Below are 13,084 nucleotides of genomic sequence, written 5' to 3'. Positions count from 1 at the left end.
GGAACATTTATTCGGATTCCCGAGAGAACGCGAAACGAGATGAGCGGCGAGTCGCGCGGCGACTACCTGACGACCGCGGAGTTCGAGCGACTCCGGCGGCGGACCGAGACCTACCGCGAGGACCTCGTGGTGGCGCTGGCCGGGCGCGTCGGCCTCCGGGCGTCGGAGATCGCCCGCGTCCGACCCGCGGACCTCCGCGAGCGCGAGTACCGGGGCGAGGTCCACTACCTGGTCACCGTCCCCGAGGGCGACGGCGAGACCCGCGAGGCGTACGTCCCGCCGCGGGTCGCCCACGACCTCCGGAAGTTCGCCACCGTCAACGACGTCGGCCGCCGCGACTCGGTGGTCGACGTGTCGACCCGGCGCGTCCAGATGCTGGTCGGCGAGGTGGCCGACCGGACCGACGACCTCCGGGACGTGACCTGCCGGGACCTCCGCCAGCACTTCGCCCGGCGGCTCCTGGTCGAGGAGGGCGTCGCGCCCCGGGTCGTTCAGGCCGTCGGCGGGTGGGCCAGCCTCCGGAGCCTCGCGCCGTACCTCGACGACCCCGCCACCGAGGACGTCCTGGCCGCCTTCGCCGACCGCGCGGGCCGCATCGACCGTCGAGGGTCCCCCGAACATCCGGAGTCCGCCGGACGGCGACCCGGTTCGATCGCGTCTCACCGACCTGATTCGACCGCGCGACGCGACCGCCGACCTCGCGCCGTCGACGACCGGAGCCGCGACCTCCTCTCGCGGGCCGGCGCGCTGGGCGAGGCGCTCGCCGACGCGTCCACCAGCGAGGACGTCGAGCGGGCCGCCTGCGACTGCCTCGCCGATGCTTACCGCGCGGTCTGGATCTGCGACGACCGCGGCCGGACCCGGACCAGCGCCGCCCCGGAGGGGACCGACGACGCGCCGGCCGACGCGCTCGACACCGCCGGAGTGCTGGACGATAGCGCCGCGTCCGGACCGCTAACTGACGACGGCCCCGACGTGACAGTCGTCGAAGTGACCGGCGGCGAGGCGGACATCGACGCAGTCGGCGGCGAAGCAGACGCCGGCGGTCCGCTGGCGGGGTGTTCGCTCGCCGTCGCGCCGCTCCGGTCGAACGAGACCGTCCACGGCCTGTTCTGCGTCGCCCGGGAGACCGTGTCGCCGGCCGACCGGACCTTCCTCGCGGACGCGGGCCGGCGGGTCGGCCGGACGCTCACCGCCATCGCGCGCAAGCAGCTGCTGCTGGCCGACACCGGCGTCGAACTCTCGCTGCGGACCACCGACCGCGGCGCGTTCCTGGTCGCGGCCTCGGCCGACCTCGACTGCGAGTTCGAACTCGAGGGCGTGGTCCCGGTCGAGGACCACTCGCTGCTGTACTTCGTCACGGTCCGCGGGGCAGCGGTCGGGGACGTGCTCGAACGGGTGGCTGACGCCGAGCCAGTCGACGAGGCCCGGCTCATCCGGGACTACGGCGACGGCGCGCTGCTGGAGTTCGCGGTCTCGGGCGAGTCGGTCGCGTCGATACTGGTCGAGCGCGGCGGCACGGTCCGGGAGCTCTCGGTCGAGGCGGGCGTCGCCGACGTGACGGGGGTGTTCTCCCGGCGGGTCGACGTCCGGCGGGTCGTCGAGGCGGTCGAGGCGGCGTTCCCGGAGACGAACCTCCGGTCGAAGCGCGAGGTCGAGGAACCGGTCCGGAGCGCGGCCGACGTCCGGCGGGCGGTCCACGACCGCGTCACCGACCGCCAGCGGACCGTGCTCCGGGCGGCCTACCTCTCGGGCTACTTCGAGTGGCCACGGGGGAGCACCGCCGAAGAGCTGGCGGCCTCGATGGGGGTGTCGTCGCCGACGCTGCACAACCACCTCCGGAAGGCCCAGCAGAAGGTGTTCGACGCCGTCTTCGACGGACCGGACCGCCAGGCCGTGCCCCCCGAGGAACACTAACTGTTTAGCGTCGCAGCCGAGCGCGGTCGGAGGTACGAGTCGCCCGTCGCCGGAAAAATTTACCATCGGGTCCGACAGGCCTCGAATCGGACGAATCGGGGCGTTTGTGATAGTTAGTCCCCTCACTTAAATGGTAGTCGTTAGACTGTGAACGTGACCCATGCCCGAAGAACAAGACGTAGAACTCGAAGCGCGGCTCGCCGAACAGGACGAGTTCGAGCCGCCCGAGGAGTTCGTCGCCCAGGCGAACGTCTCCGACGGCTCCGTCTACGAGGAGTTCGAGGAGGAGTGGCCCGGGTGCTGGGAGCAGGCCGCGGACCTCCTCGACTGGGAGACCGAGTACGACACGGTGCTGGACGACTCGAACCCGCCGTTCTACGAGTGGTTCACCGGCGGCGAACTCAACGCTTCGGCGAACTGCCTGGACAGGCATCTGGACGAGCGGGGCGACGAGGCCGCCATCGAGTGGATCGGCGAGCCAACCGACGAGGAGAACCGGACCTACACCTACGAGGAACTGCACCGGGAGGTAAACGAGTTCGCGGCCGCGCTCCGGGATATGGGCGTCGGCGAGGACGACGTCGTCACCATGTACATGCCGATGATCCCCGAGCTTCCCATCGCCATGCTGGCCTGTGCTCGCATCGGCGCGCCCCACTCGGTGGTCTTCGCGGGCTTCTCCGCCGACGCTCTCGCAACCAGGATGAACGCCGCCGACTCGGAGTACCTGGTGACCTGCGACGGCTACTACCGCCGCGGCGACCCCCTCGAGCACAAGGCCAAGGCCGATGAGGGCCTCGACGACGTCGAACACGACGTCTCGGACGTGGTGGTCGTCGACCGCCTCGGCGGCGCCTACGACCACCCGATGGGCGAGAACCACAGCGACTACGCCGACCTCGTGGCCGAGCAGGAGGGCGCGGAGGTCGAGCCGGTGTCGCGGGACGCCGAGGACATGCTGTTCCTGATGTACACCTCGGGGACGACGGGCCAACCGAAGGGCGTCAAGCACACCACCGGGGGCTACCTCGCCTGGACCGCCTGGACCTCGCAAGCGGTGCTGGACATCAAGCCCGAGGACACGTACTTCTGCTCGGCCGACATCGGCTGGATCACCGGCCACTCCTACATCGTCTACGGCCCCCTCGCGCTGGGGACGACGACGATGATGTACGAGGGCACGCCCGACTACCCGGAACAGGACCGGCTGTGGGAGATCGTCGAGAACTACGAGGCCGACCAGCTCTACACCGCGCCCACGGCCATCCGGGCGTTCATGAAGTGGGGCAGCGAGTACCCCGACCGCCACGACCTCTCGAGCCTCCGGCTGCTGGGCACCGTCGGCGAGCCCATCAACCCCCGCGCCTGGAAGTGGTACTACAAGCACATCGGCGACGAATCCTGCCCCATCATCGACACCTGGTGGCAGACCGAGACCGGCGGCATGATGGTGACCACCCTGCCCGGCGTGAAGAACATGAAGCCGGGGAGCGCCGGGCCGCCGCTGCCCGGCGTCGACGTCCAGATCGTCGACACCGACGGCGAGGAGATCGGACCCGGCGAGGCCGGCTACCTCACGGTCCAGAAGCCGTGGCCGGGGATGCTCCGGACGCTGTACCAGAACGACGAGCGCTACATCGACGAGTACTGGGCCGAATACTCGGATACGGACAGCGACGACCCCGACGACTGGGTGTACTTCCCCGAGGACGGCGCCAAGATCGACGACGACGGCTACATCACCGTCCTCGGTCGCGTCGACGACGTCATCAACGTCTCCGGGCACCGCCTCGGCACGATGGAGATCGAGAGCGCTATCGTCGGCGTCGAGGGCGTCGCCGAGGCCGCCGTCGTCGGCGGCGACCACGAGATGAAGGGCGAAGCGGTGTACGCCTACGTCATCACGGAGGACGGCTACGAGGGCGACGACCAGATGCGCGACCGCATCATCGAAGGCGTCGAGGAGGCTATCGGTCCCATCGCCCGGCCCGAAGCGGTCATCTTCACGCCGGAACTCCCGAAGACCCGCTCCGGGAAGATCATGCGCCGACTGCTCGAGGACATCGCCAACGGCGACGAACTCGGCAACACCTCCACCCTGCGCAACCCCGAGGTCGTGCGCGACATCGAGACGAAGGTACGGGGCGACTGAGGACGACTCCGCTCTCGGCAGCGAGCCTCGCGTACACCCCCGCGCCTGCCGGTTGCTGAACCCTTTTGAGCGCGACGTTCGTACGCCCGCACGTCATGACCGACTCGGAGGAACTCGACCTCGACTACGTCCAGTTGGGCGGCACCGGTATCCAGACGAGCGAACTGCAGTTCGGCACATGGCGGTTCGGCAAGGAGACCGAGCAGGGCAACGTCGAGATCGACGAGGACCGGGCGTTCGAGCTGCTCGACGCCTACGCGGCGGCCGGCGGACGGTACATCGACACCGCCGACGTGTACGGCGGCGGGAAGGCCGAGCAGTGGATCGGCAACTGGCTGGCCGACCGCGACCGCGAGCGGTACACCGTCGCCTCGAAGATATACTGGCAGATCCGAGAGGGCGACCCCAACAGTCGGGGGAACAACCGGAAGAACCTCCGCCACCGGGTCGACCAGATCCTCGACCGCCTCGACACCGACTACGTCGACGTGCTCTACATCCACCGCTGGGACGACCAGACGTCGGCCCGCGAGCTGATGAAGACGCTGAACGGCCTGGTCGAGGAGGGGAAGGTCCTCTACCTCGGCGCGTCGACGCTGCGCCCCAACGCCTGGAAGGTCGCGAAGGCCAACGAGATCGCCCGCGCCGAGGGCTGGGAGCCGTTCACCGTGCTCCAGCCCCGGTACAACCTGGTCGACCGCGAGATCGAGGGCGACTACCTCGAGATGGCTCGCCGCGAGAACCTCGCGGTCTGCCCGTGGAGCCCGCTGGGCCAGGGCTTCCTGACCGGGAAGTACTCCCGCGAGGACGGGCTGACCGGCGAGTCGCGGGCCGCCGAGTCGAGCCGGTTCGAGGAGTCGTACCTCACCGAGGCGAACTTCGACGTCCACGACGAACTCGACGCGGTGGCCGAGGAAGTCGGCGCCACGCCGGCCCAGACCTCGCTGGCGTGGCTGATGCACCGCGAGGGCGTCACCGCGCCCATCGTCGGCGCCCGCACCGTCGACCAGCTCGAGGAGAACCTCGCGGCGTCGGAGATCGACCTCTCGGACGACCAGGTCCAGCGCCTCGCCGAGGCGAAGGGCGGGCCGTACGCCGGGCTCTGAGCGCGGCCGAACGGCGACTCGGGAATATCCGGTTCCGCGGCCGAACGACGACCGAACTTTTTACGAATCGCTGCGACAGGTACCAACAGCAATGACACAACCACGACCCGAGTCTCCGCCGGGAGGAGAGCGACCGTGAGCGACAGAATCACCGAACTAGACGACGCGACCGTCCGCCAGATCGCCGCGGGCGAGGTGGTCGAGCGCCCCGCCTCGGTCGTCAAGGAACTGGTCGAGAACAGCCTCGACGCCGACGCCGACCGCATCGACGTGTCCGTCGAGGACGGCGGCACCGAGCGCATCGTCGTCAGCGACGACGGCGTGGGGATGAGCGAGAACGACGTTCGCGCCGCGGTCCGCGAGCACACCACCAGCAAGATCGACGACATCGACGACCTCGAAGCCGGCGTGACCACGCTGGGCTTCCGCGGGGAGGCGCTGCACACCATCGGCGCGGTCTCGCGGACGACCATCACCACGAAGCCGCGGGGGGACGGCGACGAGGGAAGTCGGCGCGCGACCGAACTCCGACTGGCGGGCGGCGAGGTCGAATCGGTGAGTCCCGCGGGCCGGCCCGCGGGGACGACCGTCGAGGTCGCGGACCTGTTCTACAACACCCCGGCGCGCCGGAAGTACCTCAAGACCACGACCACCGAGTTCTCGCACGTCAACACGGTCGTCACCCGGTACGCGCTGGCCAACCCCGACGTGGCGGTGTCGCTGACCCACGACGACCGCGAGGTGTTCGCCACCTCGGGCCGGGGCGACCTCCGGTCGGCGCTGCTGTCGGTGTACGGCCGGGAGGTCGCGACGTCGATGATCGAAGTCGGCGAGGCGCAGCACGCCTCGGAACAGCGAGCGGCAACGCCGCGAGCAGAGAGCGATGGGGACAACACGGGCGGCGTCTCGGTGTCGGGCTACGTCAGCGACCCCGAGACCACGCGGAGCACCCGCGAGTACGTCTCGACCTACGTCAACGGCCGGTACGTTCGCGCGCCGGTCGTCCGCGAGGCGCTCCTCGACGCCTACGGCGGCCAGCTCTCGGCCGAGCGCTACCCCTTCGCGGTCCTCTTCCTGGAAGTCGCGCCCGACGAGGTCGACGTCAACGTCCACCCCCGGAAGATGGAGGTCCGGTGGGGCGACGAGCAGGCCGTCGGCGAGGTGGTCGAGACCGCGGTCGAGGACGCGCTGCTCGACCACGGGCTGGTCCGGTCGTCGGCGCCCCGCGGCCGGAGCGCGCCCGACGAGGCCAGCGTCCAGCCCGAACGCCCCGAGGACGACGGTGAAAGCGAACAGGCCGAACTGACACCCGGAACCGACGAGGACGCGGAGCCTGAACAGTCGACCCTCGACGCCTCGGAGAGTACCGAGACGAATACAGCGTCTTCGGCGAGTCGGGAGTCAGGTGCGACGATTCCGGGTCGTCGCGACGCAGGGTCGAGCCCGACCGCCGCCTCGTCGTCACCGAGCAACGCGTCGTCCGCCGGAGAGACGCCGGAGGACACCAGTCCGGCAGCCACCCGCGACACCACCTCCGGGTCGTCCGCTCGCGCTCGAACGCCGGCGGGTCAGAGCGGTCCCGACCCGGAGTCGACCGCGGATACCGCGAGCGCAGCCGCCGAGACGGAGGACGATTCCCCGTCGCCAGAAACCCCCACGGCCGACCGCGACGGGTCCGCCGACGCCCACCGGAAGTTCGCGGCGCCCACCGAGTCCGGGACGCTCGACGGCGGCACGACCGACGACCCGGCGTTCGAAAGCCTCCCCCGGATGCGGGTTCTCGGCCAGGTCCACGACACCTACGTCGCGGCCGAGACGCCCGAGGGGCTGGTGCTGGTCGACCAGCACGCCGCCGACGAGCGGGTCAACTACGAGCGACTTCAGACCGAGTTCGACGACGACGCGACCACCCAGATGCTGGCCCAACCGGTCGAACTCGAACTCACCCCGGGCGAGGCCGCGGTGTTCGAGGAGTACCGCGAGGCGCTGGAGCGACTCGGCTTCCGGGCCGAGCGCGCGGAGGAGCGTGACGACGAGGACGAGAGCCAGCGCACCGTCGTCGTCCGGACCGCGCCGACCGTCCTGGACGAGACGCTCGACCCCGCGCTGCTCCGGGACGCGCTGGGCGAGTTCGTCTCGACCGACCCCGACGACCGCGGCGACACCGTCGAGGCGGTCGCCGACGACCTGCTGGCGGACCTCGCGTGCTACCCCTCGATCACGGGCAACACCTCGCTCCGGGAGGGGTCGGTTGTCGAACTGCTGTCGGCGCTGGACGACTGCGAGAACCCCTACGCCTGCCCGCACGGACGGCCCGTGATAATCGAGTTCGGCGAGGGGGAGATAGAAGACCGGTTCGAGCGCGACTACCCCGGCCACGTGGGGCGGCGAGAGGAATCGTAGCCGGGTGGCGGCCGCGCAGCGTCGTAGGTCGGAGACTACTCGGTCGCCGCCGCGATGGCCTGGTCGAGGTCCGCGACGATGTCGTCGACGTCCTCGATGCCGACCGACAGCCGCACCAGGTCGGGCGTGGTGCCGCTCTCGAGCTGCTCCTCCTCGGTGAGCTGCTGGTGGGTCGTGCTCGCGGGGTGGATGATGAGCGTCTTGGCGTCGCCGACGTTGGCCAGCAGGCTGGCGAGTTCGGTCTCCTCGGTGACCGCGCGGCCGGCCTCGTAGCCGTCCTCCAGGCCGAACGTTATCATGCCGCCGTAGCCGCCGTCGAGGTACTCGGTGGCCTCCTCGTGGGTCTCGTGGCTCTCGAGGCCGGGGTAGTTGACCCACGCGACCTCGTCGTGGTCCTCGAGGTACTCCGCGACGTCCAGCGCGTTCTCGCAGTGGCGGTCCATCCGCAGGGGCAGGCTCTCGAGCTTCTGGAGGGTGACCCAGGCGTCGAACGGCGACTGCTGGTTGCCCAGGTCCCGGAGCCCGCGGGTCCGGGCGGCGTAGGCGAACGCGGCGTCGCCGAACCGCTCGCGGAAGTTGACGCCGTGGTACGCGGGGTTGTCCTCGGCGATCTCGGGGTAGTCGCCCTCCTCCCAGGGGAAGGTGCCGCCGTCGATTAGCGCCCCGCCGATGGTCGATCCGCTGCCGTGGATCCACTTGGTCGTGGAGTGCCAGACGAGGTCGGCGCCGTGCTCGATGGGATTGCAGAGGTACGGCGTCGCGAACGTGTTGTCGACCAGCAGGGGGACGTCGTGGTCGTGGGCGATGTCGGCGATGCGCTCGATGTCCGGGGTCACCAGCGCGGGGTTGCCGATGGTCTCGAGGTGGACGTACGCGGTGTCGTCGTCGATGGCCTCGTCGTAGGCCTCGTAGTCGAGCGTGTCGACGAACTTCGCCTCGACCCCGCGCCGGGGCGCGGTGTGGGTGAAGTAGGTGTAGGTGCCGCCGTACAGCGACGACGCCGTGACCACGTTGTCGCCGCGCTCGGCCAGCACGAACGTCGCGAGGTTGAGCGCGGCCATCCCGCTCGACGTCGCGAGGGCCGCCACGCCGCCTTCGAGGGTCGCGAGTCGCTCCTCGAGGGTAGCGTTGGTCGGGTTCATGATGCGGCTGTAGATGTTGCCCGGCTCCTCCAGCGCGAACAGCGACGCGGCGTGCTCGGCGTCGTCGAAGACGTACGAGGTGGTCTGGTAGATGGGCGGCGCTCGCGCCCCGGTGGCCGAGTCCGGTTCCTGTCCGGCGTGGACGCTGTCGGTGTTGAAGCTGCGGTCGTCGTCGGTCATGTCCGGTCGGACAGACGCAGGCCCGCGGCTTTAGGTCGGGGGATGTCTGCAACTTCTGCTCGGACGACGGGATTCCGGCAAAATCGGGGCAGAGAGCCCCTCGGTCAGTCGCCGACCGCGTCCCGAATCGCGGGCAGCGCGTCGGTCACGTCCTCGCGGAAGACGTAGTCGGCCCGGGCGTCCAGCGGCGTCTCGTCGAGGTTGACCAGGATCAGGGTCGCGCCGCGGTCGGCGGCCCGCGCGGGCAGCGACGCCGCCGGTTCGACCGTGAGCGACGACCCCGCGACCAGCACCGCGTCGCTGTCGGCCGCGAGTCGCTGAGCCCGAGCGAGCGCGGCCGTCGGCAACTGCTCGCCGAACAGCACGGCGTCGGGCTTCAGCACGCCGTCGCAGTTCTCGCACCGCGGCGGCAGGTCGCCCGACGCGGCGCGCTCGCGGACCTCGGCGGCGGGTACCGCCCGGCCGCACTGCTGACAGACCGACCGGCGGGCGTTGCCGTGGAGTTCGACGACCGAGTCAGATTCGGCGGCCCCGGCGCGCTTCCCGTCGCCTTCGCCGTCGAGGAGCGCCGCGTCGTGGAGCCCGTCGATGTTCTGCGTGACGACGGCGTCGAGGTGGCCGGCGGCCGTGAGGTCGGCGAGCGCGTCGTGGGCGACGTTGGGTTCGAGGTCGGCGTCGAGCAGGTCCGCCCGGAGGTCGAGCCAGTCGGCCCAGAAGTCGCCGGGCTCGCGCCGGAACCGGTGGACGTCGAAGGCGTCGGGGTCGTACTCGTTCCAGACGCCGCCCTCGCCCCGGAACGGCGGGACGCCCGAGGGGACGCTCACGCCCGCGCCGGTGAGCGCGACCGCGGTCTCGACCTCGCGGAGGTCGCGGGCGGCGGCCTCGATGTGGTCCATGTCGGCGATTGCGGTCGGGCGGACAAAAGCTATCCGACCGCCTCCGCGATCAGCAGGGCCTCGCGGTAGTTGGCGGCCGCGAGCAGCGCCAGGCCGCCGAGCAGGACGCCGGCCTCCCGGCGGGAGACGGTCCAGTCGCGGGGCGACCGGACGCGCTCGAACTCCTCGCGCCACCGGGGCCCGGACCGCTGGTGCCAGACCATCACGCCGCGGGTCGCGACCGCGACCGCGACGTAGGCGGTGAGTTCGTAGACGCCGCTCCGGGAGAGCGCGACCGACAGCGAGGGCGCGAACCGTGGCGCCTCGACGAGGAGCGACCCGGTGCCCCACACCACCGCGCCCTGGACCCAGTTGACGACCACGACCAGGTAGCCCAGCGGCGTCCCGACCGACCGGAAGGTGTTCGCGGCGACGACGAGGGCGCAGACGCCGAGGTTCCACGCGAAGATGGTGAGGAACTCGGCCCGGACGGACCCGGCGTACTCCGGGAGCGCGCTCGCGGCGCTCGTGCCCCGGAGCAGCCCCGCGGGAAGGAAGGAGTACGAGAGGGTCCACGCCGCGGCGAACAGAACGGTGCAGATCGCCCACAGCGAGGCGAACCGGACCAGCGGGTCGTCGTGGTTGACGTACGCGCCGAGGGTCGCGAGTGACGACTGCGAGGAGCGGCCCGAGGCCATCGTTCCGGGATACGCCGCGCCGCCTGAAAAGGCCTCGTCGGTTCGACGTGTCGGCGACGCGGTACGGGGTCGTAGAACCGGGCGCGGCGGGGTCCCGCACGAAAATCGTCTCCGGAATCGAGTAAATTATGGCCCGCGCCCGCGACGGACGACGTATGACCGACCTCGTGACCTTCGGCGAGACGATGCTGCGGCTCTCGCCGCCCGACGGCGAGCGGCTCGAGACCGCCCACGACCTGGAGTTCCGGGCGGCGGGCGCCGAGAGCAACGTCGCGGTCGCGGCCGCCCGGCTCGGCGCGGACGCGGCCTGGACCTCGAAGCTGCCCGACTCGCCGCTGGGCCGGCGCGTGGTGTCGGGACTGCGGCGCCACGGTGTCGAGACCGACGTGGCGTGGAGCGACGAGGGCCGCCAGGGCACCTACTACCTGGAGTACGGCGGGAAGCCCCGCGGGACCAACGTCATCTACGACCGGACGGGCGCGGCGGTCACGACCGCCGAGACCGACGAACTGCCCGTCGACCGCATCCGGGAGGCCGAGGCGTTCCACACGTCGGGCATCACGCCCGCCCTTTCTCCGACCCTGGAGTCGACCACGGCCGACCTGCTCGCGGCCGCCGGAGACGCGGGCACCGCGACCAGCTTCGACGTGAACTACCGGTCGAAGCTCTGGGAGCCAGCGGAGGCCCGCGAGACCCTGGAGGCGCTGTTCCCCGACGTGGACCTGCTGATGGTCGCCGAGCGCGACGCCCGGAAGGTGCTGGGCCGCGAGGGCGACGCCGGGGAGATCGCCGCGGGGCTAGCCGAAGAGTTCGACTTCGAGACGGTCGTCGTGACCCGCGGCGAGGACGGCGCGCTGGCCCGCCACGACGGCGAGACGTACGAGCAACCCGCCATCGAGACCGACACGCTCGACCCCATCGGCACCGGCGACGCCTTCCTCGGGGCGTTCCTCGCCCGCCGGCTCGCGGGCGACGGCGTGGCGGCCGCGCTGGAGTACGGGTCGGCGACCGCCGCGCTCAAGCGCACGATTCCGGGCGACGTGGCGGTCGTCACCCGCGAGGAGGTCGAGGCCGTGCTGGCCGAGGAGGGCGGCGAGATATCGCGGTGACGGGAGAAGCGGGCGGCGGGCGACGCCGCCGTCCGAGCACCACTCGGCTGACCGAACGTTCGGCGTCCTGTCGGGCGATTTCGAGGAGGCCAGAAGACGTATAACGGAGCCCTGAATCAGCGCCGAGTGCCATGAAACGAGTAGCTACCGCCCTACTGATGCTCGTGGTAACAGCGAGTGTCTCTCCGGCGACCGCCACAGCCGGAATCGCCGCCGAAACCGCGGAACAGGCGTCCGGCGAAGCGTACGCCGGGACCCACGTCTCGTTCGACGCCGGGGAGCGCGCCGTGACCGACTACGCTGTCGACGGCGAGACGATGCTGACCTCCCTGAAGGTCCAGTCCGCGAGCGAGACCGGGAGCGGCGGCCTCGTCGACCTCGGAGCCTCGCTGTCGGCCGTGACCCGCATCGAGGGCGCCGGGCTCAGCCTCGGCGCGACGACCGCGACCGAGGCCCGCGTCCGGGCCGGCGCCGAGGGCGACGCCGGCGCGACAATCACCGCCCACGACAACGGGAACGGCGTCCTCGTGGTCGCCGCGGGCGACGAGTCCGACTACGCGGTCGCCAACCTCTCGGCGGACGCCGAGGCGTCGGCCGAGAGCGACGCGCGGGTCGAGGTGACCACCGCGAACGGGACCGAGGGCACCTTCCTCGTCGTCGGCGAGGGCAACGTCACCGTCAACGACGACGGCGACGTGTCCGCGGATCTCGGCGAGAACGGCCGACTCGTCTTCCGGGCGTACCCCGACGGCAGGGACGACGGCGACGAGAAGCAGGAGACCCTCATCGCCGAAGGGGAGGCGAGGGCCGAGGCCCACGTGATGGTCGAGAGCGCGAGCGACGACGCCGACGAGACCGGACAGGTCGTCGTCGACACCGTGAGCTACGGCGCGAACACCACCGTCGAAGCCGCCGAGACCGCCGAAGGGACGGTCGCGCTCACCGTGAACCGGACGACCCACGAGGGGACCGTCCTGGTCACCAGCGTCTCCGAGCGGGCGCTGAACGCCACCGAGGACCTCGAGGTCAGGGTCGACGGCGAGGCCGCGGTCGAGGCCCGGACCTACACCCAACTCGAGAGCGCGGTCGGCAGCGACCGGTCGCGCTACGTGGTCGAGAGCGCGGGCGGCGCGGACGCCAGCGCCGACGTGCTGGTCGCGGTCAACCACTTCTCCGAGCGCACGGTCTCGATGCAGTCGGCCTCGGAGGACGAGACGACGACCGACGCCGGCGACGACGGGACGTCGACGACTGCAGAGACGACGACCGGTGACGGTACCGGCGCGGAGACCACGACCCCCGCCGATGAGTCGACCAACGGCGACGGCGCGACCGGTGAAACGACCACCACGACCGCCGCCGACGAGACGGCCGACAACGGCGCGGGCGTGCCCGGCTTCACCGCGACGGCCGCCGTCGTCGCGCTGGTCGGGGCGGCCCTGCTGGCGCGGCTTCGGTAGCCGAGAGCCGTTCCGACGACCGCCGCTTCTTCTCGCGGCCGG

The 13,084-nt window shown here is 71.0% G+C and carries 9 protein-coding genes; 6 read left to right on the top strand and 3 right to left on the bottom strand.

The genetic code is table 11. From position 1 onward, the window contains the following. The first annotated feature begins 39 nt into the window (after positions 1-39). The 4 genes from DVR07_RS18220 (at position 40) to mutL (ending at position 7,578) form a co-directional block, all read left to right on the top strand. Positions 40-1,917, top strand: a complete 1,878-nt coding sequence (locus DVR07_RS18220; protein ID WP_115798729.1) for a bacterio-opsin activator domain-containing protein — start codon at positions 40-42, stop codon at positions 1,915-1,917. Positions 1,918-2,077: 160 nt separating this feature from the next. Then, positions 2,078-4,069, top strand: a complete 1,992-nt coding sequence (gene acs / locus DVR07_RS18215) for an acetate--CoA ligase (RefSeq protein ID WP_115798728.1) — start codon at positions 2,078-2,080, stop codon at positions 4,067-4,069. A gap of 95 nt (positions 4,070-4,164) precedes the next feature. After that, positions 4,165-5,175 carry an aldo/keto reductase gene (locus DVR07_RS18210; RefSeq protein ID WP_115798727.1) on the top strand — a complete coding sequence of 337 codons (1,011 nt, stop codon included), beginning with the start codon at positions 4,165-4,167 and terminating at the stop codon, positions 5,173-5,175. Positions 5,176-5,310: 135 nt separating this feature from the next. Continuing rightward, positions 5,311-7,578: a DNA mismatch repair endonuclease MutL gene (mutL, locus tag DVR07_RS18205; protein WP_115798726.1), complete on the top strand. Its 2,268-nt coding sequence runs from the start codon at positions 5,311-5,313 to the stop codon at positions 7,576-7,578. Positions 7,579-7,613: 35 nt separating this feature from the next. Here mutL and DVR07_RS18200 read toward each other — a convergent pair whose 3' ends face one another. The 3 genes from DVR07_RS18200 to DVR07_RS18190 form a co-directional block, all read right to left on the bottom strand. Continuing rightward, the gene (locus tag DVR07_RS18200) at positions 7,614-8,900 is read right to left on the bottom strand and encodes an O-acetylhomoserine aminocarboxypropyltransferase/cysteine synthase family protein (RefSeq protein WP_115798725.1); all 1,287 of its coding nucleotides are present in this window, start codon (positions 8,898-8,900) and stop codon (positions 7,614-7,616) included. Positions 8,901-9,004: 104 nt separating this feature from the next. After that, positions 9,005-9,796, bottom strand: a complete 792-nt coding sequence (locus DVR07_RS18195; protein WP_115798724.1) for an SIR2 family NAD-dependent protein deacylase — start codon at positions 9,794-9,796, stop codon at positions 9,005-9,007. A 29-nt stretch (positions 9,797-9,825) separates the two neighbouring features. Next, positions 9,826-10,473 (bottom strand): hypothetical protein, encoded by a 648-nt coding sequence (locus DVR07_RS18190; protein ID WP_115798723.1) that lies wholly within the window; start codon positions 10,471-10,473, stop codon positions 9,826-9,828. A 155-nt stretch (positions 10,474-10,628) separates the two neighbouring features. Between DVR07_RS18190 and kdgK1 the strand changes: the two genes are divergently transcribed. Next, complete coding sequence (gene kdgK1 / locus DVR07_RS18185) at positions 10,629-11,582, top strand: bifunctional 2-dehydro-3-deoxygluconokinase/2-dehydro-3-deoxygalactonokinase (protein ID WP_115798722.1); 954 nt, start codon at positions 10,629-10,631, stop codon at positions 11,580-11,582. Between the two features lie 131 nt (positions 11,583-11,713). Continuing rightward, positions 11,714-13,042, top strand: coding sequence for a PGF-CTERM sorting domain-containing protein (locus DVR07_RS18180; protein WP_162829624.1), 1,329 nt, complete (start codon positions 11,714-11,716; stop codon positions 13,040-13,042). Positions 13,043-13,084: the final 42 nt, after the last annotated feature.

It is taken from the genome of Halorussus rarus (assembly GCF_003369835.1).
In the GTDB taxonomy this organism is placed as follows: Archaea; Halobacteriota; Halobacteria; order Halobacteriales; family Haladaptataceae; genus Halorussus; species Halorussus rarus.
The sequence above is the reverse complement of the archived record's forward strand: the minus strand, read 5'-3'. Positions and strand labels throughout refer to the sequence as shown.